General features: G+C 60.3%; 18 protein-coding genes and 2 pseudogenes. 12 read left to right on the plus strand and 8 right to left on the minus strand.

Features of this window, described 5'->3' with window-relative positions:
* Nucleotides 1-121: 121 nt before the first annotated feature.
* The 10 genes from EJ076_RS00895 to EJ076_RS00940 all read left to right on the plus strand — a co-directional run bounded on the left by EJ076_RS00895 (nt 122) and on the right by EJ076_RS00940 (nt 11,515).
* Nucleotides 122-1,084 (plus strand): membrane protein, encoded by a 963-nt coding sequence (locus EJ076_RS00895; protein ID WP_024505567.1) that lies wholly within the window; start codon nt 122-124, stop codon nt 1,082-1,084.
* A gap of 62 nt (nt 1,085-1,146) precedes the next feature.
* On the plus strand, nt 1,147-2,121 hold the full coding sequence (gene nadA, locus EJ076_RS00900; protein ID WP_063169250.1) for a quinolinate synthase NadA: 975 nt from the start codon (nt 1,147-1,149) through the stop codon (nt 2,119-2,121).
* Complete coding sequence (locus EJ076_RS00905) at nt 2,118-3,659, plus strand: L-aspartate oxidase (RefSeq protein WP_063169251.1); 1,542 nt, start codon at nt 2,118-2,120, stop codon at nt 3,657-3,659. The genes nadA and EJ076_RS00905 overlap by 4 nt, the downstream gene beginning before the upstream one ends.
* A gap of 1 nt (nt 3,660) precedes the next feature.
* The gene (nadC, locus tag EJ076_RS00910) at nt 3,661-4,542 is read left to right on the plus strand and encodes a carboxylating nicotinate-nucleotide diphosphorylase (protein WP_063169252.1); all 882 of its coding nucleotides are present in this window, start codon (nt 3,661-3,663) and stop codon (nt 4,540-4,542) included.
* A gap of 174 nt (nt 4,543-4,716) precedes the next feature.
* On the plus strand, nt 4,717-5,685 hold the full coding sequence (gene bioB / locus EJ076_RS00915; RefSeq protein WP_224570943.1) for a biotin synthase BioB: 969 nt from the start codon (nt 4,717-4,719) through the stop codon (nt 5,683-5,685).
* On the plus strand, nt 5,682-6,821 hold the full coding sequence (locus EJ076_RS00920; protein WP_024505572.1) for an 8-amino-7-oxononanoate synthase: 1,140 nt from the start codon (nt 5,682-5,684) through the stop codon (nt 6,819-6,821). The genes bioB and EJ076_RS00920 overlap by 4 nt, the downstream gene beginning before the upstream one ends.
* Entirely contained in the window at nt 6,818-7,453 is a 636-nt protein-coding gene (gene bioD / locus EJ076_RS00925) for a dethiobiotin synthase (RefSeq protein ID WP_063169254.1), read from the plus strand. Before EJ076_RS00920 ends, bioD begins: the two co-directional genes overlap by 4 nt.
* The gene (locus tag EJ076_RS00930; RefSeq protein WP_063169255.1) at nt 7,453-8,718 is read left to right on the plus strand and encodes an adenosylmethionine--8-amino-7-oxononanoate transaminase; all 1,266 of its coding nucleotides are present in this window, start codon (nt 7,453-7,455) and stop codon (nt 8,716-8,718) included. The genes bioD and EJ076_RS00930 overlap by 1 nt, the downstream gene beginning before the upstream one ends.
* The gene (locus EJ076_RS00935; protein WP_063169256.1) at nt 8,715-9,698 is read left to right on the plus strand and encodes a beta-ketoacyl-ACP synthase III; all 984 of its coding nucleotides are present in this window, start codon (nt 8,715-8,717) and stop codon (nt 9,696-9,698) included. The genes EJ076_RS00930 and EJ076_RS00935 overlap by 4 nt, the downstream gene beginning before the upstream one ends.
* Before the next feature lie 173 nt (nt 9,699-9,871).
* The gene (locus tag EJ076_RS00940) at nt 9,872-11,515 is read left to right on the plus strand and encodes an MFS transporter (RefSeq protein ID WP_063169257.1); all 1,644 of its coding nucleotides are present in this window, start codon (nt 9,872-9,874) and stop codon (nt 11,513-11,515) included.
* Nucleotides 11,516-11,749: 234 nt separating this feature from the next.
* On the opposite strand, the pseudogene hemN reads toward EJ076_RS00940, so the two are convergent.
* Both hemN and EJ076_RS00950 read right to left on the minus strand, forming a co-directional pair.
* Nucleotides 11,750-13,076 (minus strand): annotated as a pseudogene (hemN, locus tag EJ076_RS00945) (oxygen-independent coproporphyrinogen III oxidase).
* Nucleotides 13,077-13,540: 464 nt separating this feature from the next.
* Complete coding sequence (locus EJ076_RS00950; RefSeq protein ID WP_024505577.1) at nt 13,541-13,897, minus strand: hypothetical protein; 357 nt, start codon at nt 13,895-13,897, stop codon at nt 13,541-13,543.
* A gap of 681 nt (nt 13,898-14,578) precedes the next feature.
* Here EJ076_RS00950 and EJ076_RS00955 point away from each other — a divergent pair.
* Nucleotides 14,579-15,718, plus strand: a complete 1,140-nt coding sequence (locus EJ076_RS00955; protein ID WP_063169258.1) for a porin — start codon at nt 14,579-14,581, stop codon at nt 15,716-15,718.
* 460 nt (nt 15,719-16,178) lie between these two features.
* Nucleotides 16,179-17,132, plus strand: a complete 954-nt coding sequence (locus EJ076_RS00960) for an IS481 family transposase (protein ID WP_063169259.1) — start codon at nt 16,179-16,181, stop codon at nt 17,130-17,132.
* A 106-nt stretch (nt 17,133-17,238) separates the two neighbouring features.
* Here EJ076_RS00960 and EJ076_RS00965 read toward each other — a convergent pair whose 3' ends face one another.
* The 6 genes and pseudogenes from EJ076_RS00965 to tdh form a co-directional block, all read right to left on the minus strand.
* Nucleotides 17,239-19,110 carry an acyltransferase family protein gene (locus EJ076_RS00965; RefSeq protein ID WP_063169260.1) on the minus strand — a complete coding sequence of 624 codons (1,872 nt, stop codon included), beginning with the start codon at nt 19,108-19,110 and terminating at the stop codon, nt 17,239-17,241.
* Nucleotides 19,111-19,193: 83 nt separating this feature from the next.
* Nucleotides 19,194-19,754: a CpaD family pilus assembly lipoprotein gene (locus EJ076_RS00970; protein WP_063169261.1), complete on the minus strand. Its 561-nt coding sequence runs from the start codon at nt 19,752-19,754 to the stop codon at nt 19,194-19,196.
* A gap of 12 nt (nt 19,755-19,766) precedes the next feature.
* The gene (locus EJ076_RS00975; RefSeq protein WP_063170365.1) at nt 19,767-21,188 is read right to left on the minus strand and encodes a type II and III secretion system protein family protein; all 1,422 of its coding nucleotides are present in this window, start codon (nt 21,186-21,188) and stop codon (nt 19,767-19,769) included.
* A gap of 71 nt (nt 21,189-21,259) precedes the next feature.
* Nucleotides 21,260-21,946, minus strand: coding sequence for a response regulator transcription factor (locus EJ076_RS00980; RefSeq protein ID WP_063169262.1), 687 nt, complete (start codon nt 21,944-21,946; stop codon nt 21,260-21,262).
* A gap of 805 nt (nt 21,947-22,751) precedes the next feature.
* A pseudogene (locus EJ076_RS35555) lies at nt 22,752-22,920 on the minus strand (transposase); the annotation flags it as partial.
* 714 nt (nt 22,921-23,634) lie between these two features.
* The gene (tdh, locus tag EJ076_RS00990) at nt 23,635-24,669 is read right to left on the minus strand and encodes an L-threonine 3-dehydrogenase (protein ID WP_063169264.1); all 1,035 of its coding nucleotides are present in this window, start codon (nt 24,667-24,669) and stop codon (nt 23,635-23,637) included.
* Nucleotides 24,670-24,726 lie beyond the last annotated feature (57 nt).

A 24,726-nucleotide genomic window follows, 5' to 3' on the forward strand; every position in this document is an offset into this window, starting at 1 on the left:
TTTTTGTGCGACTGCGAAGAGCTAAAAACAGCGCTTGAGTACTCCGGTGTTGACGTGCTGGCTTCCAAGGTTACATTCAATCGATTAAGGCGCTCCGTTGGGCCAACCCGCTTTCGCAAACATGGATCCTCAGACAAGAAGAACCAAGAAAGGCAAAGCCGCCGTCAAAGCTGACGAAGCCAAAGTGGACCTGACTGCCGTCGTGGTCGCCGTAAACGACAGTGAGCCCTGTGTCCTCACAGTCGGTCATGCGGACACCCTCCCTTCTGGACCTTTTGCCCTTGAGCATCGATCACTGCAGTCGGGTTTGAGGGGGTGGGTGGAGCAGCAGACCGGCCATGCACTTGGATACATCGAGCAACTCTACACCTTCGCCGATCGCGATCGCATCGGCACTGAGCGCCACCAGCGCGTCATCTCAATCAGCTATCTCGCATTGACCAGGAAGGAACAGGCAACGAACTCGGCCGCGTGCGGCTGGCAAAGTTGGTACGAATATTTTCCCTGGGAGGACCACCGCTTCGGCACGCCGCCTGTGCTGCTCGATAGATTGCGGCCCCGCCTGATTGAGTGGGCCGGCGGCGCCAGCGAGCCGACCACTCAACGCGAGCGCCGGCAGCGCGCTGCGATAGCCTTCGGCTTCGACGACCGCCATTGGAACGAGGAACTCACGCTCCAACGCTACGAGTTGCTCTATGAAGCTGCTCTGATTGAGGAGGCCGGTGGCGGCAGGGACGCGATTGCGGCCGCGGCTGGCAAACCAATGGTCGCTGACCACCGTCGTATTCTGGCAACCGGGATCGCGCGGCTGCGTTCGAAGATCAAATACCGGCCGGTCGTGTTCGAGCTTATGCGGCCTTCCTTCACGCTGCTGCAACTGCAGCGAACCGTGGAAGCTTTGGCTGGCAGGCTGATCAACAAGCCGAACTTCCGGAGATTGGTCGAGCAGCAGGAACTTGTTGAGGAGACCGGGGAGACCTCCCTCGACACGGGCGGCCGACCGGCGAAGCTTTATCGCTTCCGGCATGCCGTCCTCGACGACAGGGCTATCGCCGGGACAAAATTACCGCTGGCGCGGGCTTGACATACTTATAGTCAAGGTAGATATATTCCCTTATTGTCAAACCGAATATAATCGAGGCGCCAATGACTGGGGCGTTACCTATGGCTGCGTCCTTGTATGAGCGTGTCCGGCGGGTGATCCCACCCGTTGAATGGCCCGCGTTCGCCGGCGATATTGAAGCCATCTTAGCGCTGAAGCGTGAGCGCAATGCGGTGGTGCTGGCGCACAATTACCAGACGCCCGAAATTTTTCATTGCGTGGCAGACATCGTCGGCGACAGCCTGGCGTTGGCCCACAAGGCGGTGACGGTCGACGCCGACATCATCGTGGTTGCCGGCGTTCATTTCATGGCCGAGACGGCAAAACTGCTCAATCCGAACAAGACCGTGCTCATCCCGGATCTCCGCGCCGGCTGCTCGCTGGCCGAATCGATCACGGCAAACGACGTGCGGCTAATGCGGCTGCGGTATCCGGGGGTCCCCGTTGTTACTTACGTCAACACTTCCGCCGCCGTAAAAGCGGAGTCCGACATCTGCTGCACGTCCGGCAACGCCAAGGCGGTGGTGGAATCGCTTGGCGTGGCGCGTGTGCTGATGCTCCCGGACGAATATCTGGCGAGGAACGTGGCAGCCGATACAGACGTCGAGATCATCGCCTGGAAAGGCCATTGCGAGGTGCATGAGCGCTTCACCGCAGCAGACATCCGGGAACTGCGCGATGCCCATCCAGGCGTCATCGTGCTGGCCCATCCAGAATGCCCACCAGACGTTGTCGCGGAGGCGGAGTTCTCCGGCTCGACCGCGGCGATGTCGGATTATGTCGAGCGTGAGAAACCGAAGCGTGTCGTCCTTCTGACCGAATGTTCGATGAGCGACAACGTCGCGGTCGCGCATCCCGACGTCGAGTTCGTTCGCCCATGCAATCTGTGCCCGCACATGAAGCGCATCAACCTGGCCAACATTCGCGCCGCACTCGAGCAGAACCGGCATGAGGTCCGGATTGATCCCGAAATTGCCGGCCCCGCCCGCCGCGCGGTCGAGCGCATGCTTTCCCTATGAGTCTGGAGGTTCGCGAAATCGCGGGGGCGCCGGTCGTCATCGGCGGCGGCATTGCCGGCCTGATGACGGCGCTTCATCTGGCGCCGGAACCGGTCGTGCTTTTGACCAACGCGCCGCTTGGAACCGGAGCCTGCAGTGAACTTGCCCAGGGCGGTCTTGCGGCAAGTCTCGGGGGCGACGACGGCCCAGATTTTCACCTTTGCGACACGATAGCTGCCGGCGACGGACTCTGCGATGAGGCCACGGTGCGGCGAGTGGTACGAGCTGCACCCGAAGCGATTAGGACGATCCAAAGGTTCGGCGTCGACTTCGACCAGCACCCTGACCGCGCGTTGCGACTTGGGCTCGAGGCGGCACACTCGCGACGGCGGATTGTGCATGCAGCCGGCGACGCCACCGGTCGCGAGTTGGTGCGCGCGCTCGTCGCCGCGGTTCGGCGTACAGCCTCGATCACCATTATCGAAAATGTGGAGGTCCGCCGGCTGGTCGTGCAGGACGGGTCGGTCATCGCCGTGGTCGCAGCAGGACGAGCCGGCGCGCTCGCTCTGCCCACGCGTCGCGCGGTGCTGGCGACCGGCGGCGTCGGCGGGCTGTTTTGCGACACGACAAACCCCGCTGGCTCATGGGGTCACGGGCTGGCGCTCGCCGCATGGGCGGGGGCGGAACTCGCCGACTTGGAATTCATACAGTTCCATCCAACTGCGCTCGACGGTCCGCGCCGGCCGATGCCGCTGGTGAGCGAAGCCGTGCGTGGCGAAGGCGCGGTGCTCATCGATGAGCGAGGAGAGCGCTTCCTCGCCGACACACCTGGCGGTGAACTTGCGCCTCGCGACGTCGTAGCGCGCGCCATTTGGCACCAGCTTGCCGTTGGACGCCGCGTATTCCTGGACGCACGGCAAAGTCTCGGCCCGAGATTTGGCAAGCGTTTTCCAGGCATCGCCGAATTGTGCCGGAGCGCAGGAATCGACCCAGCGACCGACCTGATCCCGGTGCGCCCGGCGGCACATTATCACATGGGCGGCGTCGCCGTAGACAGCGCCGGCCGCAGCTCCATCGAGGGATTGTGGGCCTGCGGTGAGGTGGCCTGTACCGGCCTGCACGGCGCCAACCGCCTGGCCAGCAACTCGCTCACCGAAGCGGCGGTCACCGCGAGCTGGGTTGCCGAAAGCGTTGCCGGCACGTCGTATACCCGGCGACCGCGCAGATGCTCCACATTCGTCCCTCCACGACCAGACGCTTCCGTGGTCCGCCCGATTGTCTCCGCCGCCCTGGGTATCATCCGCGACGGCGAGGCAATGCGCGAAGCGGTGGCGACCCTGCTGCCGATCGCAGCCAATAGTGTCGCTGCCTCTGGTCCGGCTTTGGTCTCACTGATGATCGCCGCGGCGGCCCTGAGGCGGGAAGAGAGTCGAGGCGCGCACTGTCGGTCCGATTTCCCGCTCCACGATGCCAACGTGCGCCCATCACGGCTGACACTGCACAGCGCAATGCGGGCCGCGGCCGCACTCGATTGCCGGGCTACCATACGGAGCACTTGATATGACTTCATTCTCCCCCCTCCCCGCGACCCTGATCGAACCGATTGTGCGCGTTGCGCTCCTCGAAGACCTGGGCAGATCCGGCGACCTGACCACCGATGCGGTTATCCCGTATGATTGCACTGCCACGTTGGTGCTCAAAGCGAGGCAGGCGGGCGTCGTTGCCGGGCTCGATCTGGTCTCGTATGCCTTCCTTCTCGTGGAACCGGCGATCAACATCCAGATCTGGCGCCCTGATGGCAGCGAGGTTGGGGCCGGGGAAACCATTGCAAGATTGTCCGGACCCGCACGAGGCCTGCTCACGGCCGAACGCACGGCCCTCAATTTCTTATGCCGGCTGAGCGGCATTGCCACTGCCACAGCGGCCATGGTTGAGGCCGTGCGCGGTCACAAGGCGAGGATTGTATCGACGCGAAAGACGACGCCCGGGCTGCGGGCATTGGAGAAATACGCCGTGCGCGTCGGCGGCGGTGCCAATCACCGGTTCGGCCTCGATGACGGCGTGCTCATAAAGGACAACCACATCGCGATCGCCGGCGATATGCGCACAGCAATAGAGCGGGCGCGCGCCGCAGCAGGGCATATGGTGAAGGTCGAGGTCGAGGTCGACACGCTGAAGCAGCTCGATGCAGCGCTCGCGATTGGTGTTGACGCGGTGCTGCTCGACAATATGTCGGTCGAGGATCTTGCCCGCGCGGTTTCTATAGTGGATGGCCGTACGATCACCGAGGCGTCCGGTCGGGTGATGCCGAAAACGGCGGCGGCGATTGCGGCGACCGGTGTCGATCTCATCTCCATGGGTTGGCTGACGCACAGCGCCCCGATCCTCGACATCGGCCTGGACATGCCGGACCACCAGAACATCTGCAAGCACTTGAACTGAGGATTACGGCGTGAGGAGCAACATCAGCTCGGCAGGCGTAGGAGGTGCTGGAAAGACGTGCCGCAGCTCGCCTTTAGCGAGTGCGCCCCAAAGCCAAGAAGGCGTACCGGACTAGCAAACAAAGGTTTGACGATGACGATTGGAATGAACTCGGAGTTCGACGTGAACCAGACCATGCAATCGGTCGACGGAACGCCTCCGCGATGGAACCGCAAAGAGGCCGAGGCCATCTACGGCATGCCATTCAACGATCTGCTGTTCCTGGCTCAGACGATCCACCGCCAGAACTTCGATCGAAACCGAGTGCAGCTGTCGCGGCTCCTTAGCATCAAGACCGGCGGGTGCCCCGAAGATTGCGGCTATTGCAGCCAGTCTGCGCATTACGAAACCGGTGTGAAGGCGTCGAAGCTGGTGGACGTCAAGCATGTCATCGACGAAGCGGCCAAGGCGCGTGATGGCGGCGCAACGCGCTATTGCATGGGCGCGGCGTGGCGAAGTCCCAAGGAGCGCGACATGGACGTTGTGGTCGCCATGATTGAGGGCGTCAAGGCCCTCGGCATGGAGACCTGCATGACGCTCGGCATGCTCGATCTTGAGCAAGCTGCTCGCCTGAAGCAGGCCGGTCTCGACTACTATAACCACAACATCGATACCTCTGAGCGCTACTATGGCGAGGTTATTTCAACCAGGACTTTTGCCGACCGGCTGAAAACGCTTGGGCACGTGCGCGCGGTTGGGATGAAAGTCTGCTGCGGCGGCATTGTCGGGATGGGAGAAGAAAAGACCGATCGCATCGACATGCTGGTCACGCTCGCGAACCTGCCCGAGCCGCCGGAAAGCGTGCCGATCAACATGCTTATTCCCATCGAAGGCACGCCGCTTGCCGCGGCCGACGCCATCGATCCGATCGATTTCGTCCGCATCGTTGCGCTCGCGCGGGTGATGATGCCGAAATCCTATGTAAGGCTGTCCGCCGGCAGGACGGCGATGAGCGACGAAACGCAGGCGCTGTGCTTCTTTGCCGGCGCCAATTCGATCTTTGTCGGCGACACGCTGCTGACGGCGGGAAATCCCGGCGAGGACAAGGATACCCTTCTGTTCCGGCGCCTCGGCATTGAGCCTATGGAACTCGCCACGCAATGAAGGAGGCAATTCTTGCCCGCTATGACGCAACCTTGCGGGGACTGGGGCGCAAGGACCGGTTGCGGACGCTCGCACCGCGCGCCGGGCTCGACTTCTCGTCGAACGACTATATCGGACTTGCCGCCTCCAAAAGACTGGGCGATGCGGTTTCGACGGCGATTGCGCGGGGCACGCCAGTGGGCGCCACCGGATCGCGGCTGTTGCGCGGCAATGCACCGGAACATGAGCAACTGGAGGCGGACGCAGCGGCATTTTTCGGAGCCGAGCGTGCACTGTTCTTCGGCAGCGGCTATATCGCCAACTTCGCTCTGCTGACGGCCCTGCCGCAGAAAGGCGACCTGCTGGTCCTCGACGAGCTCGCTCATGCCAGCATGCATGAGGGTGCCCAGGCCGGGCGCGCTGAGTTCAAGCTGGCCGCGCACAACGACGTCGACGCTGTCGAGGACGCAATCACCCGCTGGCGCGCCGAAGGCGGCATGGGGCGGGTGTGGATCGCCTTCGAAAGCCTTTACAGCATGGATGGCGACCGTGCGCCGATGGAGAGCCTGGTCGCGCTGGCTGATCGGTACCAGGCATTCATCGTCGTCGATGAAGCGCATGCCACCGGCGTCTGGGGACCGGACGGCCGGGGACTGGCCGCCGCGTATGAAGGCCGCGACAACATCGTCACGCTCCACACATGCGGCAAGGCGCTTGGCGCATCCGGCGCGCTCGTTACCGGACCGCGAACACTGTGCGACTATCTTATCAACCGGTGCCGGCCATTCATCTATGCGACCGCACCATCGCCGCTGATGGCAGTCGCGGCACGTGAGGCGCTGACTATTCTGTCTGACGAGCCTATGCGTCGTGCTCAGTTGCACGAGCGTGTCGCTTTCGCGAGCCGGCAATTGGCCGAACGCTGCGGCGTGATGCCCAGCGGCTCGCAGATCCAGCCGCTTGTGATCGGCGATAACAGCCGCACCATGGCGGTGGCGGCAGGACTGCAGGCACGCGGCTTCGACATACGCGGCATTCGCCCGCCGACAGTGCCTGAGGGTACGTCGCGCCTGCGCATTTCGCTGACTCTCAACGTCGACGAAGCCGACATTTCCGCCATGGTCGAGGCTCTCGTCGGAGTGTTGGCCACAGCATGACCAAACGCATCGTCGTCACCGGAACAGACACTGGAATTGGCAAGACAGTGTTTTCGGCCGGACTTGCCGGGCTGCTCGACGGCTTCTACTGGAAGCCGGTGCAATCGGGCCTCAACGAGGAGACCGACAGCGAGGTCGTCGCCCGGCTTTCCGGCTTGCCCGACGGACGCGTGCTGCCCGAAGTCTATCGACTGACGATGCCGCTGTCGCCGCATCGATCAGCCGAAATCGACGGCGTCGCGATCGAGGCCGACGATCTTTCATTTCCGGTCCTGCCGACACCGCTCGTCATCGAAGGCGCCGGCGGGCTGATGGTGCCGCTCAATCGACAGACAAGGTTCATTGACATATTCGAACAATGGCGGCTGCCGGTCATACTGTGCGCCCGCACCGCGCTTGGCACCATCAATCATACGCTGTTGTCGATCGAGGCCCTGAGAGCCCGCTCCATCCCGCTCATCGGCATTGCCTTCATTGGCGAAGAGGTGGCCGATACACAAAGGACAATCGTGGAATTCGGCGGCGTGCCGCAGCTGGGCAGGCTGCCGCACCTCGGTCCGCTGACGGGTGAAACGTTGAGAGATGCAATGATTTCCGGCTTCGACCTGGCCATGATTGCCGGAGGCGACTGATGGCGGAGTCTCGAGTCTGGCATCCGTTCACGCAGCACGCGCTAGAGCCCTCGCTCCCTGAAATCGTGCTGACTGAAGGCGCCTATCTCCACAAGGCCGACGGCTTCCGCATCCTCGATGCGATTTCTTCCTGGTGGGTCGTCACCCATGGCCATCGCCACCCCCGCATCATGAAGGCCATCGAGACGACCGCCTCGAGCCTCGACCAGATCATCTTCGCGGGCTTCACCCACGAGCCGGCCGAACGGCTGGCCGAGGCGCTTGTAGGCATCGCACCCGCCGGCCTCCACCGGGTGTTCTATTCCGACAGTGGCTCGACCTCAGTCGAAGTCGCGCTGAAGATGGCGCTCGGCTATTTCCGTAACATCGGCGCGTCGCGTTCGCGCATCGCCGTCATGGAGCACAGCTATCATGGCGACACCATCGGCACGATGAGCGTCGGCGCCCGTGGCGTCTTCAACGCCGCCTATGAGCCTTTGCTGTTCGAGGTCGACACCATCCCCTTCCCGGCCGCCGGGCGCGAGCAGGAAACGCTGGATCGGTTCGAGGCCGTTAGCCGCGACCGGCGCGCAGCCGCGCTGATCGTCGAGCCGCTGGTGCTTGGCGCCGGCGGCATGCTGATGTATCCGGCCTGGGTTCTTGCCGAATTGAAGAGGATCGCCGAAGCCTCCGGCACGCTCGTGATCGCCGATGAAGTGATGACCGGCTGGGGGCGCACCGGAACCATGTTTGCCTGCGAACAGGCGTCCGTCTCGCCCGACATCTTGTGCACCTCGAAAGGTCTGACCGGTGGTACCATCCCGCTGGCCGCCACGATCGCCACCGATGCCATCTTCCACGCTCACTTTTCGGAGGATCGCAAGAAGACGTTTTTCCATTCGAGCTCCTACACCGCCAATCCGATCGCCTGCGCGGCAGCACTTGCCAATGTCGAGATCTGGCGTGACGAGCCGGTGGCCGAGCGGATCGCGGTCTTGAGCGCGAGGCAGGCCGCGGGGCTGCAACGCTTCCGGGACAATCCATATTTCACCGACTGCCGGACAACCGGCACCATCGCGGCACTCGACCTACGCACCGGCTCAGCCGGTTATCTGGCCGAGATCGGGCCAAAACTGCGCGCTTTTTTCCTTGAGCGCGGCCTGTTGGTGCGCCCGCTCGGCAATGTCCTCTATCTTCTGCCGCCCTATTGCATCACCAGCGACGAATTGGACGGGCTCTATGACGCGATAGAGGAGGCCGGCGAACGCTTCGGCTCGCGGCCATGAACCTATCGTCGCGCGTTCTCGGCTTCGGCCATCATGCGCCGACGCGCAAGGTCGAGAACCCGGAAATCGAAGACCGGCTCGGGCTTGAGCCCGGCTGGATCGAGCGGCGCACCGGAATTCGCTCGCGCTTCTGGGCAACAGACGAAGACACGCTGTCGGGCCTTGCCGCCTCTGCCGGCGACATGGCGCTGACCAATGCCGGTATCGACCGCGGCGACGTCGGTCTACTCTTGCTCGCCACGTCGACGCCCGATCACCTTCTGCCGCCAAGCGCGCCGCTGGTCGCACATCGGCTGGGGCTAGGCCGCGCCGGAGCGATCGACCTGACCGGCGCCTGCGCCGGCTTCATCTATGCGCTGATGTTCGCCGACGGGTTCACCCGCCTGCACGGCAAAGCGAGCCTTGTCATCGCCGCCAACATCCTCAGCCACCGCATCAATTTGGCCGAGCGCGCCAGCGCCGTGCTGTTTGCCGATGCCGCCGGCGCCATGGTGATCAGTCCTTGCGATGACCCGGATCGAGGCATTCTCGGCGCTTCGGTGGATTCCGACGGCTCGCGCTACGGGCTAATCCAGATTCCCGCCGGGGGAAGCAACACTCCGTTCCATGCCGACCTCGACCTCGCGCAGACACGGATGACGATCACTGACGGCCGTGAAGTATTCAGCAAGGCCGTGGAGATGATGACCGCCTGCTCGAGAGATGCGCTCACTGCTGCCCGACTGAGGCCGCAAGACCTCGATCGTTTCGTGCCGCATCAGGCCAATGCGCGCATTTTCGACGCGGTCGGCAGGAACCTCGGCATCGCTGATCACTCGATCGTCAAGACGATCGCCGAATATGGCAACTCTTCCGCCGCGACGATCCCGCTCTCATTGTCGCTGGCCCATCGGGCGCAGCCGTTTCGGCCTGGCGAGAAAGTCCTCTTGGCGGCAGCGGGTGCGGGTCTCAGCGGCGGCGCGCTTGTGGTGGGAATTTAGCAAAGCAATGCTTGCGCACAGGACTGCTCATGAATGAGACTATGAGAATGGCTCAATACGCAAATAGTCGCCGGCAAGCTCCATAGAGCTGGGGTCCGTGCGGTGCTCCGCGATGTCTAAGTATCGACCCGCTTGCTCAAATCGCAGCGCTCATCGAAGGCCAGCAATACCTCATGCAGAGCGAAAATCCCCAACCGCCCGTTTCAAAGACGCTCGCCCCATTTCGAAACAAGGTGTTTCGCTCAATTTGGGCGGCCACCCAGATTTCCAGCCTCGGTTGGCTAGTGCAAACGGTCGCCATCAGTTGGCTTATGGCAACGATTTCAGCGTCCGACCTCATGGTGGCACTCGTCCAGGCCGCATCCACATTGCCGGTGTTCTTCCTCTCAGTTTTCGCCGGAGCCATTGCCGACAACTTCAGCCGCCGGTGGGTGATGTTTGCGGGACACTGCCTGATAGCATCGGCGTCGACGACGCTGATGATTTCTGTGGGTCTGGGATTTGTCAGTCCTTGGCTGATTCTCGGGTTAGGTTTCCTGGCCGGCTGCGGCTTTGCCTTGAATGATCCGGCTTGGCACGCTTCGGTCGGCGATATCCTTCACAAACGCGACATTCCGGCCGCAGTGACGCTTATGTCCGTCGGATACAACATTGTGCGCAGCGTTGGTCCAGCCTTGGGGGGCGTGATCCTGGCCGTCTTTGGGCCGCTGGCCGCTTTCGCCTTGGCTGCGGTGAGTGATCTGGCGCCCATAAGCGCGATATGGCGCACCAAATGGGAGGTCCGCTCTTCGCCTCTCCCTCGTGAGAGAATGACGACGGCAATTCATGACGGAGTGCGCTTTACGGCGATGTCTTTGGAGATCAGGGCAGCGACCGCCCGAGCCGCTCTTTTCGGGTTGGCAAGCATCTCCATTCTGGCGTTGCTCCCCCTCGTCGTCCGGGATCAGTTGAAGAGTGGGCCAATTGTCTACGGTATCTTATTGGCCGGCTTCGGCATGGGTGCTTTCATCGCGGGTATGGGCAACGGCTTCTTGAGGAAGGTCACGTCTCAAAACAGGCTGGTGGCCTTCGCCTCTGTGGCTTGTGCAGTCTGTTGCCTCTCCCTTGCCCTTACATCGTCGCTTCCTGTGGCGGCCATTTCGCTGGCGCTCGGCGGAGCGGGTTGGCTTATCACCTGGACGGGCATTGACGTGTCGGTGCAGTTGGCAAGCCCAAGGTGGGTTGTAGGCCGCACGCTCTCCATTTACTACGCCTTGAGCGCAGGCGGTATGGCTGCTGGCAGCTGGATCTGGGGTTCTGTCGCGCAAAACTATTCCTTGACCTCAGCATTGGAGGGCGCCGCAGGCGCTCTGTTGCTGGTTGCAGCAGCGGGGATCGTGTTGCCGGTCCGTCCCTGGGAAGAAACCGATCAAGAAAGTTCAGTTTTTCATCCGCCGGACGTGGCTCTCGATCTGAAACCCAGAAGTGGCCCTATCGTGGCCAAGGTCGAGTATTTGATATCGGAGGAAAATATCGAGGCCTTTCTGGGCTCCATGCGCACGCGGCGACACGTCCAGAGCCGTGCCGGTGCACGAAACTGGACGCTCCAGCGAAATCTGCAAACACCGTCACTTTGGACGGAGACATTCCGCACCCCCACCTGGATGGACTTTCTCCGCCTAAATCATCGACTCACCGCAGCAGATAAGGAAGTCGCCCAGCATCTCCTGTCACTGCATGAAGGAGAGGTGCCTCCGCAGACAGTGCTTTCGATTGAACGGACGACCGAGGCAATTCGTACCCGTACCTCGACAATCTTTTCTCGTCCTCCAAGATGACGCCATCAAGCTGCTGTCCAGGGACAGGGTGGATCACCGGTGCTTTGCAGAGCACAGCCTCACACCGAGAGCAGCGTGCTCCGGGTTGTGCGCTTTCGCGCGCACCCAGGCGAGATGATGGTGAACGCGGCGTCAAGTGGAAGTCCCCTGCATACGCTTGCGGAGTCTTCTGCGAGAGCCCATGCCGACGAGCGCCAAACAAGGTCTGATGCCTTTCGGCGTCGTGGCCTCAACTCATCGATTCGCGAGAAAAGCATCGAATGCAGCAGCAACGGCGCGAACAACAAAGCGGTGCTCCGGCCGCACGCGGATGAAGCCGTTTTCGACGTCCAGGATCCCCTCCTCAGCCAGCGTCACCAAACTCTCAACTGAATCGAGAAAACGAGCTGGTTCGATTTCGTGGGCGGCACAGATGGTCGGCACGTCGGCCTCCAAATCGCACATCAGTCGCTCGATGATCGCTGCGCGCACCCGGTCATCGTCGGTCAGACGGTGACCCTTTGATGTCGCCAGACGTCCACTTGCGATGTGCCGGGCGTAAGAATCCCGTGTTACTTCGTTCTGAACATACCCCTCGCGGACTCGGCCAATAGCCGACGCGCCGAAGCCGATCACGTTTTGCAAGTATCGGCCGAGTATCCCAGCGAATTACGCCGTAGGCGCCCGGTCTTCTGGCGCTAGCGCAAGTTCGTCGTCCGGCGGAGCGAAATGATCGAGCCCGATCTCCCGGTAGCCAGCGCCAACCAGTGTCTCGGCGACAGTTGCAGCCTGTTCGGCGCGAAGATCGCCGTCCGGTAGACCTGCCTGCTCGATTAGGCGCTGATTCTTTATCACGGAAGGAATATGCGCGTATCCGAACACCGCAAGCCGGTTGGGGCGCATGGCGACCGCAGCCATCGCGGTCTGGATGCAGGACTGCACAGTCTGTTTCGGTAGACCGAAGATGAGGTCGAAGTTGATATGGCCAACGCCATGCCGGCGGAGATTTTGGACTGCAGCGGCCGTCTGCACCTTACTCTGGATCCGATTGATCGCCTTTGCACATCGGGATCAAAGCTCTGCATCCGATGCTCGCGCGGTTGACACCGTTAGCTGCCAGGGCTTCGGCCATTTCCGGTGTGAACGTTCGGGGATCGATCTCCACGGCGATCGCAGCAGTTTTGCTGAAAGCGAAGTGGCGGCGTAGAAATTCCATCAGCGCCAAGTGCTCGGCTGGCCCGATAAGGTGAGGCGTTCCGCCGCCGAAATGCACATCGCTCACCGGCAGCCCTTGCCGCACTTGCTCCGACACCAAACTGATCTCCTGACGCAGCACCGCTAAATAATTAAGGATCGGGCCGTTGCGACGGATGACCGCGGTAGGGAAGCCGCAATACCAGCACATGGATCGGCAAAACGGAATGTGGAAATAGAGCGACACCGATTCGTCGGCCGGGAGGCCCCCCAGCCATTCCTCATAATCGTCAGCACCAACTGCCGCAGAGAAGTCTGGCACAGTCGGATAGATGGTATACCAAGGCGGCCGGGGGTCCCGGTACTTTGTCAGGATTGAGGTGTGCAAGGAGCTGTCATCCCACGTCGCTCATCCATCATTCTTTCGTTGCGCGCTCGTCCTGGTCTCTGACCTAAGTCAGTGCGTCCCGCTTATGTCGCAGTCTCGTTTGGACAGGATGGGGTCAACCACGCCGGGGAGCGCGCGTGCCATGGTTGCGCCTGAGGTGATGGTGCGGTGCCGCATTCAACGTCTGAGTACGTGACGCCAGTGCAGTGTGCTTGAGGCGTCTGCGGAAGAACTTTGCAATGCGAAATTCATGTCCGACGCAACGGACCTGTCAAGCCTCGTTCAGACGCCATCCAGGTCCAGCCAGCGGCCTTCCCTGCCGGCCGAAAAACCATACCGGCTTTAGCCACCGAGACGCTCTAAAGCTGACGTCGGCTCATTTGATGAAAGGAGGACGCCGCTAGGGGGTGCACAAGGTTCCCCGGCTTGACGTCGCTTCGAGCGAAGAGCGGTGTGGCTTGTCGTCAAGCGCCGGGCAGCGTGCCCCCTACCGATATCCCGAAAAGATCGACCAAGATGGCCATGCCGACGCCACACGCGGTCTGGATGAGGCCGACCATGAAAATGCGATTGGCGCGTTCGTAGATGGGGCGCCGCAAGGAACTCATGTCGAGCAGCATGGACAGCGCTCTCATCTGCAGTGCGATGCCGAGCAGGATCGGCACTACGGCGAACAGATCGTAGAGTTGCCATGGCAAGGGGTTCGCGGCCCAATGAGTGAGGAAGCCGAGGGAAAAGGCAAGCAGGATACCCACGGCAGTGATTGTGCCGTTGCGGAAAATGGTCTCGATCGGTTCTTCCTTCGGATCGTGCTCGTCCAAGCGGCTTCCTTTCGTTGCTCTTTCCGTCGAGACTAAGTTCTCGAGAATACTGTTCATCGCCAATTACTCGAGGCGAGCCGTAGGCAGCCGTTTCAGGGTGCGCTCCCTCTCGCTTCCGGCCGCGCAATGTACCTGCACGGCGAACTTACAGCGGCGAAAAGGTGCTGCGGCCACCATGCGACGCCTCGGACGTGCACGCCCTCTGTTCCTGGCGCAGCCCTTGCGGAGCGTACGCGCAGTGATCCTTCTCGGTAGCGGATGGCGCGGCCTCCGTTGCGGTCAGACGGGAAGCCGTCGCTGTTAAACGAGACTGTCACATATCGAACATGGCGAACCGTGTCGCACATTTCTTTTCGCAGTGACCCTCAAAAAAAGTGATTCCAGCGAGACGAAGGCGCGTCGGCCCGATTTTGGTGTCGGCCGCATCTACGCTTCAGGTTGGCATGTCGCTTGCTGCTCTATTCGGAGAGCTGCAGCGGTCCGACCGGAGTGTTTCACATGTAAACGATAATGAATCTCCTAGCAGAAAACACTATTATAAGTACATGTGGCTTTTACGCTGGCTCACCTCTCGTGTCAAGCGCTTTGGCGTCCACATATTGGAGACAACACGCACAAAATTTAGAGGAAAAGCTTGCTCTTTCGCCTCTATCCTTTTTATTCCTTCATGGAGATCTAGACATGTACATCAAGAGTCCTCTTCTCGGCTTAACTGCTCTGATGACCATTTCCGTCGGTCGAGCAGCTGGCGCCGAGCGGGAACCGGCCGAGTACATCAAGATCTGCGACGTCCTCGGCTCGGGATATTCCTATATTCCCAACACCGAGACCTGCCTGCGCATCGGCGGCTATGTCCGTTACGATATCGGCCTGGGTGACGTCCGATCGTATGACAGCGCAAGAACCTCGGACGTGAGAACTGGCGAGGACCAAGGCACTTGGCGAAACAGCACACGCTTCACGTTCAAAACTTGGACCGGCCAGCAGACCGAGCTCGGCGCGTTGACGACCTATACCGAAACCCAGGTGAATTTTGGCAACAGCGCTAACTCGCATGACAGTCCTCAGAACTATGATTTCAACAGCGGCCTCGCACTGGCTTCTGCCTGGGTCGAGCTGGGAGGCCTGCGAGTTGGCAAGGAGGGGTCGGCCTTCGATACGTTTGCAAGCTACGCTGGCAACGTTCTCGATAGTATGCTCGTTCCGTCGGCCGGCTTCGACACCAACGTGGCTCAGTACCACTTCGACGCCGGCAACGGCATTTCGACTGTGATTTCGCTCGAACAAGGATCGGGCTCAGCCGGTACTATCGACAGCTATATTCCGCACGTTGTCGCCGGCTTGAAATACACGCAAGGCTGGGGCTCGATCATCGGCGTCGCGGCTTATGACAGCAATTACGAAGCTTTTGCCGGCAAGATCCGCGTCGACGTCGCTGTCACAAACCAGCTGTCGCTGTTTGGACTCTTCGGCTACGGTTCCAATGCCAGTCTCAACGAGGACTCAAACGGCGCAATTGCCAATCATGGGCGCGGCTCGTACAAAATCTGGAACGGCCAGTGGGCTTTCTGGGCGGGCGCCACCTACGAGTTTGACGAGAAAACTTCGTTCAACCTTCAGGTCTCGGGTGATCAGCTCAAGGATGCTGGTGTGGCTGCAAACGTCGCCTACATGGTCGTTCCCGGCTTCACGGTCACAGCCGAGGTCGATTACGACCACTACGGCAACTCTGGCCTCGGCCCTGCCGAGCCTACCGCCGTCAAGGGCACGAGCAAGCCGAACAGCGTCGGCGGCATTCTCCGCTTACAAGGCTCATTTTGAAATCTCTCCAGTCGCGAGCATGGCAAAGGCACTTGCCTCGACAACGCACGCATGGAGAGCTTCGTTCGCCATCTTGAAGTCTGCATCGACCGTCCACGGCCCATCGTACCAACTAGAAACTGAAAGTTATGAGCCCTGTGTACTACACCTAGCCCTTGACCTGCCCGATGAACCGGCCAGGGGCCGTCAGTTCAAATTCGGGGCCGTTTAGAGGGCAGTGTGAGGCCGTGTTAGGTAAGCGCCACTGCAATGTCGAGGCCGCGACACGCCTGTCGCTTTGGACGGCTGGAATTGCCCTTCGCGGCGCCATTCATTCTCTCAACATTTACGTGATAATGCACGCTGAGTCCGAGCCGCGTGGCAGCACCCATCCTAGGTGTGAGCTTTCGAGAGGTTGTCCATTCGGACCGGACCGAGGAGACTGGAGTTACCACGCTTCAGCATCCATCGGAGGGTCCGAATGAACATCCACAAGAATGCCCGTCTCACACCGCTGCGTCGAGAGGAGATGGCGTTATCGGTGATAGAAGGCGCTTTTTCCAAAGCCCATGCGGCGCGCGTCTATGGCGTGTCGGCCAAGATCGTGGCGCGCTGGGTCGAGCGCTATAAGACCAAAGGGCGGGCCGGCATGGTCGACCGCTCGTCGCGGCCCACCGTCATGCCGAGCCTGACCGAACAGTCCGTGGCCGAGCGCATCGCAGCCTTGCGTCGCCAGCGGCTGACCGGCAAGCACATCGCCCATGAGGTCGGCGTCTCGCCCGCCACCGTCAGCCGGGTTCTCAAGCGTGCCGGGCTGTCGCGGCTCAGGGATATCGAGCCGGCCGAACCGGTCCGGCGCTACGAGCGGGAGCATCCCGGCGAGATGATCCATATCGACATCAAGAAGCTCGGCCGCTTCAGCCAAGTCGGCCATCGTATCACCGGCGATCCGCAAAAGGGCAAGTCGCGCGGCGCCGGCTGGGAGTTCGTCCATGTCTGCATCGACGACGCGTCCCGCATCGCCTTCTCGCAAATCCTGCCCGACGAGAAAAAGGAGTGCGCCATCGCCTTCCTCAAGGCCGCGGTCGCCTATTACGCCAGCCTCGGCGTCACGATAGCCCGCGTCATGACCGACAACGGCTCCTGCTACAGATCAAAGGCCTTCGCCAAGGCCTGCCGCGATCTCGGCCTCAAGCACGTCACGACAAGACCCTATACGCCCAAGACCAATGGCAAGGCCGAGCGCTTCATCCAGACAGCACTGCGCGAATGGGCCTACGCCATTGCCTATCCGACATCCGATCATCGTGCCGCCGAACTGCCTGTCTGGCTGCACAGATACAATTGGCATCGTCCACATGGCAGCCTAAAGTCAAAAACGCCTATCAGTCGCCTCGCCCTGATCGAGGACAACCTGTTGAAGCTCCACACCTAGGTCACTATCGGGGGGCCTTAAACCTGAACAGCTCCATCGTCGCGGCTGCTGCGGAAGCAGGAGCTATCACTGGGACCCGTACTGGTGCTTGTCAGCCGCTGAGCCGCTACTTCGTCTTAGGAAGAGCATTGTCCTTGCCAAAAGCCGGCCAGTATTTCGAGATTGCCAGTGTGGCGCCGGCTGAAGAGAAATGACCATAGTCGAAATATAAAAACTCTCCTCTATCGAAATAGGCGCAGCGTCCTGCGCTGCACAGGAATTTCAGCGGATCGATGAATGTGGCGCCTTTGGTAAATGAGCGCACACGTTCGTTGACGTCGGGGTCCATCGCGATCGGCCAGGACGTATCGTCCAGATTTTGGCGCTTGGCGAAGAACGCAATTTTCCGGACGTCAGTTGGGAACTGCGGAGACTGGCCGATGACAAACACGCGCACGCCCAGGGCACGAAGCGTAGCGATTGTTTGCTGAAGACCGTCGAAACCTCTGACCTCATAGTCACTCCATCTACCGCTGAGGATAACCGTCTTGATGTCCGCTTCCAAGATGACGTCCAAGGCCTTGCGATTGAACCGGACACAATCAAGACGATCGTACGGGTAGTAATAGAGTATCGGCGCGCAGCTGGCGTACGTATATTCAACGATGTTCGCCTGCAATCGATTTATGTTAGCACCCAAGCCGGAAACATAGTGCGCGGCGAAGGAGTCGCCCCACAAAAAAACCGTTGTTGGAAAACCGCTGGTGCGCGTGCAATCCTCCATATTCCAGCTTTCGATCCGGCTGGTGCCCTCGTTGAAACAGATGCCATTCCTCCAGTCCCCGACGGAAATGCGCCGCTGGACATAGTCCGGAAACCGTTGCGGAAAGCCGTTGCCGAGCGCCCCCGCCGCTCCGCCGGCACAAAGGACAACGATCGCGAGCGCTGAAAAGGCGAAGATAGGCCCCGGGGAGGTGAAGGCCCTCTTCTGTCGAAACGGCTGCTCTACAAACTTCCAGGAGAATGCAGCCAATGCGAGGCTTGCCACCAACATCGCACCGGTCATCAACGGATCGAGTTTTTGGAACGAAAGATAGTGCGCGAACGCATTGAGAGGCCAGTGAACAAGATACAACGAATACGAGATGAGCCCAATCCAGACCAGCGGCCTGACTTCGAGCATGCGGGTGGCGACCGTCGAGGGGGTATTTTGGCCAACATAGATCAGAAGGGCCGTTCCGATGCATGGATACAAGGCGTTGTAGCCTGGGAACGGATCACTCGCCGAAATCGCGAAGAACCCGATGGCGAGAAGGCCAAATCCGGCCACCCCCACCGACTCCATCAGGAGTCGGTTGCCCAGCGGCGAGGGGCATTTGAGCATGAGCAGGGCGCCCAACATGAGTTCCCAGATTCGGGTCGGCAGCAGATAGAATCCGGCGGTGGGTGCCAGCGATGTCGCCATCACCGCCACTACGAAGCTGCAGAGAATTATCGGAAGAAGTGTCGTCAGCCAGCGCTTCCCGATGTAGCGATAGATTAGGAACATCAGGATTGGTGCGAAGATGTAGTACTGCTCCGCTACGGAAAGCGGCCAAGTGTGCAACAGTGGTAGAAGCGCGGCATCGATAGAGAAGTAACTTGACGTTTTCCAGAAGAAAACGTTCGACCAGAAGGTCGAGGTAGCTATGATGCTAAGACTGAATCCGCGCAGATCCGGTGGCAGAAGAATGAACAATGCCGCAATGCAGGTGAGAAGCATCACAAAGACGAGCGCCGGCAGAATGCGCCGGGCACGGCGCCAGTAGAAGTTGACGATGGAAAATTGGCCGCGTTCAAGGTCATCCAGGAGGCTTCCGCTGGTTAGGTAGCCGGAGATGACGAAGAAGATATCGACCCCGCTAAAGCCACCCGGGATCGCCGAAATTCCGAAATGAAAGAGTACGACCGGAAGTACAGCAACGGCCCTAAGGCCCTCGATATAGCGCCTATATTGCATCCAGCGGTTCCTTTTATTTTAGATCAGGACGCGATTGGAAGCTTTCAATCTCCGGTAGGAGTGCTGCCGAGATAAGGGCGGTATCAGCCACCTTTATCCGTCCCGAATGTTCTGTAAGTTGCAACTGGTACAGAAGCACGATCGCCATCGCCGGCCTTGACGGCCTGATTGTCGAGCAGATCGCGCGGATCGTTGACCATCACGGCCAGGTTATGTCCTGTCGAACAACCAAGCGGCTGTTTGAAGGATTCTTCATTGGGTAAGGCACCATATGAGGGACAGACCGGCGGACGGGCGTGATAGACAATCGCCTCAATTCGCACTGAGCCGGCGTCGTGTTGATCGCGCAATTGAATGTTGTCTTCTTCGATTGCCAACTGCCTGGCCTGATGGGCTACCCCTGCGCTGAGCTGGGGCGAACCGCTGATGAGGAGGTGGATGGCATCGAACCGGCCGCGACTGGCCTTGTCTAGGAAAACACGCAAACGCTGCCGTTCGGAAGCGCGCAGGCTTTGCAACGTCAGGACGGTGGTCTCCTCTCGGACAAGCATTGGTGCCGATGGTTCGACATCAACTGGCGTAGTGCTTGTGCAGCCACTTACGCTTGGTGCCAGAGCGACAAAGAGGATTATAAAACGCAACATCTTTGGATGACACTATTCGATGATGAAGCCGAGACCGCCCTGGGCGCTTGGCGCGCCCGCACGGATAGCAGCGCGGTCTCGCGGGGGACTTGTCACGGAATTCGTCGGAGCGCCCCCTCCGTTCAAAGCCGGTGCCGCCCGCTCGGTCGGTGCGCTCATCTGGTTTGGGTTGGAGCCTGGTCTTACAATGTAAGGCGTAACTAGAATGACCAGTTCTGACTCCTCTTTTTGAAACGAGGTCGAGCGAAAAAGCGGTCCCAGGATCGCCAGTTCTCCGAGCCAGGGAAAGGCCCTGACATCATTGTTGACGTTCCGCCTGATTAGACCGCCGATTGCGAAGCTCTGGCCGCTGGCGAGTTCGACGACCGTATCGGCTCGGCGCGTGGAAACTGCCGGCACGGAAATTCCGTTGATTTGCACGGCACCTTGCGTCGACAGTTCACTGACTTCGGGCGTTACGTGAATGTTGATTTGATTGTTGCTGAGAACTGTCGGCACAAATTCCAGACTGACGCCGAAGTGACGGAATTCAACCGATACCTGCCTGTTTTCCTGCAGGACAGGAATGGGAAATTCGCCGCCCGCGAGAAAGCTGGCCTTTTCACCCGACATAGCGGTGAGGTTCGGCTCAGCCAGGACGGAAGCTATATGCTCCTTGGCGAGCGCGTCGAGAACCGCGCTGACGTTGACGGCACCGTTGTCGAATCCGATTTCTGCTGTACCGCCACCCTGGGTTGAACCAGACCCAGCGCTTGCAGCGCTTCCGCTTAGAACGCCCACTTTGAAATTGCCGATTTGACCGAAGGCGGACAAGTTGACGCCGAGTGACTTCATGGCGCTGCGTGAGACTTCGGCTACGCGCACGCTGAGGTTAACTTGCAGGGATCCAGCGACCTTGATGTTGTTGACGACTTGCGCTCCGTCGCCCAGATATTGCTCAGTGACTCTTTTTGCGGTGTCGGCGACCTCTGCGTCGGGCGCCGTCCCGCTAAGGATTGCGCCGCGCGGCGTATAGTTGACGCGGATGGGATAGTCGCCGACCTGCTCCCGCAACATGGCGCGTAAATCCCCGATCGGTTGCGTGACAACGATACGCAATTCGGCGAGAGGCTCGCCATTGCCATCCAAGGCGAATAGGCTGGTCCGCCCCGATTTCTTGCCAAAGACGAAGATTGTTTTGCTCGATGGCGCCTGAAAATCCGCGATCGTGGGGTCAGCAACAAAGATGGTCGTGGCTGGCCCGGGCAGATGAACGGTCTCCCCGAGCGAAGAGGAAAGGGTCAGCGTGGCGTTGATGCTATTCGAAGCCGCATGCGGCGGGCCTTTGTCCTGCTTGTTTTGCGCCGCGACACCAAGTGGGAAAGTCACAATAAGCGCGCAGAGGAGATGGCCCAGGTAACGGGGCACTGCAGGTCTTGTAACCTTGTTGGCGATCGCCCGCCAATTGAGCGCAGCGCAAGGATGTTGAAGGATCAGCAAAATAGATCTTCTTTCGATTCGACAAACTATGCGGACGAGGCGTCAGTCAATTCTAGGATGTAACCAATGCCTCGGATGGTCTTGATCCGTGGCGTTGCACCTGATCTGGTCAGATGTCCCCGTAAACGATAAATTCCGACTTCAAGCGCGTTGGCAGACACGTCGTCGTTGAATGAATAGAGGTGATCTTCCAATTGCGCACGGGGCACGATGCGGCCTGCCCGGTTAAGCAGGTGCTCTAGAACACAGAGTTCGCGACGTGCGATCATCATTGGGTGCCCATCAACGAAAACCTGGCGGGCGACCGGATCAAAGTCGAGATTGCCAAATACGAGCCTCAGGTCGGTCATCTGTGTCGCCCGGCGCAGAATGGCTCTCATTCTGGCAATAAGCTCATCGGTAGAGATGGGTTTGAGCAGAAAGTCGTCCGCACCACCGTTGAAGATCGCAATTCGCTTATCGAGATCGTTAAGGCTGCTCATAATGACGGCAGGAACTGAATGCCCGTGGGTCCTCAACTGCCTCAGCCAACCCAAGCCATCGCCATCTGGCAGAGCCAATTCCAGCAGGAGAATTTCATAGCTGGCGCAAGAAAATGCACTCGAAGCCAGTTCCAGAGTACCAACGACATCAACGACGAAGCCGCCATCCCCGAGCGCAAGTCGCATGGCGCGCGCAAGATCCGCATGATGATCCACGAGCAGCGTTCGCATTTCATCTCCTCTCGAAGAGGGACGGCCCATCGAACGCGTCACCGGCGGCCATCTGATCGGAGCACACGGCGCGCAACTCGTCGCAGCTCTCGGAACTGGTCCGAGTCGGAGGGACATGCAAGTCGCTCGGTGGCAATAGGCGCGGGTGAGGACCAACTGACGGGCTCAAATACGCCGGTCGGCGAACCCACGAGGCCAGCAACCCGCGTGCGATTTCTCGTTGCATCATCTCTCCTACGTGCAGCCCCTGCGCTCGCAAGGCAGCGTCGCGGCTCAGAGCCCGATTCCCACAGAGGGTAGGGTTAGCTTTCGAGAAACTGATTGAACAAATCGATTATTTGGATCGAATGCATCCACGGTATGGATGCAGCGCACCATCTTCAACGACTGCGGCGTCCTGATGCACTGTTGTGTCTGTCGTGCTCTGCTTTTTTCGCTGTCCTTCAAGGCTGGCGAGCCTGGTGGAACCTGCGCGTCATTGGCTTGGTAGCTTGAATGCTCAACAACGGAGCGCCCTGCGCAAAGCCGCTCTCATTTCCAAAAAGCCTTGCAATCTGGTTGGAGCACTTCGCGCTCGACACCAAAATAGGCGAGGAAAACTGACGTCTGACAGGGATGTACATGCAACAGCCGATTTGCGGCACCAGCAAACGACCGCGTTCAGGCTGAAGATCGACGACCAACGGCTCCTCGATTTCCGCACTTTTACAAGCTCTTCCTGTGCGGGCGGATGCCGGCAAACAGCAGCACAGGGTCAGCGAAACCGGGAGCGGGCCTGCTTGATCGCCATGATCACATTGCCGCTGTCGCGCGTGCGGAGCGGAATGCAATCGGTCCAGCCGGCGGCAATCCGGTCAGCACCATCGTCTGCACGAAGCTCCCTGACGAAGACGTGCCCGAATGCGCTCAACAAAGCCGGGCGGCGGATCTTTCCAATCGCCGAAGGTGCGGGCTGGCACCGAGCGGCGAACTGCGAACTCATTCCTGCCCGGCGGCGCTGGCCGCCGCGAGCGTCGATGCGGACCCAGCCGCTCCGAATCCTCCCACAACACGATGAGCGCGTCGCGGACATCGCTGCCGTAACAGCGGCTGCGGCTCTTGCCCGCAGACGGCCTCTGCTCACGACGGTTCATAAGACGGATCGCGCGCTTGCGAATAATAGCCGGTTACCGCCTCGAACTCATCCAGAATGCGCCGCTTGTCAACGCCGCAATAAAGCTCCACGATCGCCGCTTCACCGTGTCGCCATGCTGAGCCGCGCCATCCTTCCCCCGAACCGGAATGGCACGACCTGTCCATCCCCTTTGGAACAGGACACTATTGGTAACATTTTGCTTGAGGCAATGCGGCTCGTTGCCTTCCTTTTCGCTGACCGGAAGGGTACCGGAAGTCGTCTATCGCATCTTACCCGCTGAAAGCGGCAACACCTCGACCTCAATCGCAGATCATAGGAAATAGACGATCGCGTCGGGGCCTCAGCATCGGTTCACCGGGTTTCCGTCATCGACTGAAGCGAATTGCCCCATCGACCGTCACCGGGTGGGCCGCGATACGTCGCCGTATATGATTAGCGAGCGCACGTAGCGGAGCCATAGCTCTCCACCCAGCCATGTTCCCCTAGTTGGAAAATGTCCGGCGGACCAGAGGTGCTGTCGTCAGCTTTTCCTGAATAGCGGCCAAGGCAATCCCTACCAGTCCATCACCACCTTGCCGGAACTGCCGCTCTTCATCGCATCGAAACCGATCTGAAAATCGTCGATGCCGATGCGGTGGGTGATCAGGCCGGAGACATCCAGCGGACCCTGCACAAGCGCGATCATCTTGTACCAGGTTTCGAACATCTCGCGGCCGTAGATGCCTTTGAGATGCAGCATCTTGAAGATGACCTTGTTCCAGTCGATCTCGAAGCCGGTCGGCGCGATGCCCAGAATGGCGATCTTGCCGCCATTGTTCATGGTGTCGATCATGTCGCGGAAAGCGGGGGCGGCGCCTGACATTTCGAGGCCGACGTCGAACCCCTCGGTCATGCCGAGCACCGGCATGACGTCGCGCAGCTTCTCCTTCGAGGCGTCGACGACATGCTGGACGCCGAGTTTCTTGGCTAGCGCCAGCCGCACCGGGTTGATGTCAGTGATGACCACTTTGCGCGCGCCGACGCATTGGGCGACGAGCGCGCCCATGATGCCGATCGGCCCGGCGCCAGTCACCAGCACGTCCTCGCCGACCAGATCGAAGGACAATGCGGTGTGGACGGCATTGCCCAAGGGATCGAAGATCGCGGCAATCTCATCGGGCACATCGTCGGGGATCGGCACGACATTGTGCTGCGGGATCGCCAGATACTCGCCGAAGGCGCCTGGACGGTTGACGCCGACGCCGAGCGTGTTGCGGCACAGATGCCCTCGCCCGGCGCGACAGTTGCGGCAATGGCCGCAGACGATGTGGCCTTCGCCCGATACACGCTGGCCGACCTTGTATTCGGTGACCGCTGCGCCGAAATCGGCAACGGTGCCGACGAATTCATGGCCCGTCACCATCGGCACCGGCACCGTCTTCTGCGCCCACTGGTCCCAATTGTAGATGTGCACGTCGGTGCCGCAGATCGCCGTCTTCTTGATCTTGATCAGCACGTCGTTGGGGCCGATTTCCGGCACCGGCACCTCTTCCATCCAGATGCCCGGTTCGGCCTTGGCCTTCACAAGCGCCTTCATCATGTTCGACATCAGGATTTCCCTATTCCGTGATTGCGCTTCTGGCGAGATAGCCTGCACAACGGGAAG

This window comes from Mesorhizobium sp. M7D.F.Ca.US.005.01.1.1 (genome assembly GCF_003952545.1).
GTDB lineage: Bacteria > Pseudomonadota > Alphaproteobacteria > Rhizobiales > Rhizobiaceae > Mesorhizobium > Mesorhizobium loti.

Coding starts and splice junctions, on each gene's coding strand:
- EJ076_RS00955 (WP_063169258.1), top strand. CDS start 14,579: ATGTACATCAAGAGTCCTCTTCTCGGCTTAACTGCTCTGATGACCATT.
- nadA (WP_063169250.1), top strand. CDS start 1,147: ATGACTGGGGCGTTACCTATGGCTGCGTCCTTGTATGAGCGTGTCCGG.
- EJ076_RS00895 (WP_024505567.1), top strand. CDS start 122: ATGGATCCTCAGACAAGAAGAACCAAGAAAGGCAAAGCCGCCGTCAAA.
- EJ076_RS00980 (WP_063169262.1), bottom strand. CDS start 21,946: ATGCGAACGCTGCTCGTGGATCATCATGCGGATCTTGCGCGCGCCATG.
- EJ076_RS00930 (WP_063169255.1), top strand. CDS start 7,453: ATGGCGGAGTCTCGAGTCTGGCATCCGTTCACGCAGCACGCGCTAGAG.
- bioB (WP_224570943.1), top strand. CDS start 4,717: ATGCAATCGGTCGACGGAACGCCTCCGCGATGGAACCGCAAAGAGGCC.
- bioD (WP_063169254.1), top strand. CDS start 6,818: ATGACCAAACGCATCGTCGTCACCGGAACAGACACTGGAATTGGCAAG.
- EJ076_RS00960 (WP_063169259.1), top strand. CDS start 16,179: ATGAACATCCACAAGAATGCCCGTCTCACACCGCTGCGTCGAGAGGAG.
- EJ076_RS00905 (WP_063169251.1), top strand. CDS start 2,118: ATGAGTCTGGAGGTTCGCGAAATCGCGGGGGCGCCGGTCGTCATCGGC.
- EJ076_RS00965 (WP_063169260.1), bottom strand. CDS start 19,110: ATGCAATATAGGCGCTATATCGAGGGCCTTAGGGCCGTTGCTGTACTT.
- tdh (WP_063169264.1), bottom strand. CDS start 24,669: ATGTCGAACATGATGAAGGCGCTTGTGAAGGCCAAGGCCGAACCGGGC.
- EJ076_RS00935 (WP_063169256.1), top strand. CDS start 8,715: ATGAACCTATCGTCGCGCGTTCTCGGCTTCGGCCATCATGCGCCGACG.
- nadC (WP_063169252.1), top strand. CDS start 3,661: ATGACTTCATTCTCCCCCCTCCCCGCGACCCTGATCGAACCGATTGTG.
- EJ076_RS00940 (WP_063169257.1), top strand. CDS start 9,872: ATGCAGAGCGAAAATCCCCAACCGCCCGTTTCAAAGACGCTCGCCCCA.
- EJ076_RS00920 (WP_024505572.1), top strand. CDS start 5,682: ATGAAGGAGGCAATTCTTGCCCGCTATGACGCAACCTTGCGGGGACTG.
- EJ076_RS00970 (WP_063169261.1), bottom strand. CDS start 19,754: ATGTTGCGTTTTATAATCCTCTTTGTCGCTCTGGCACCAAGCGTAAGT.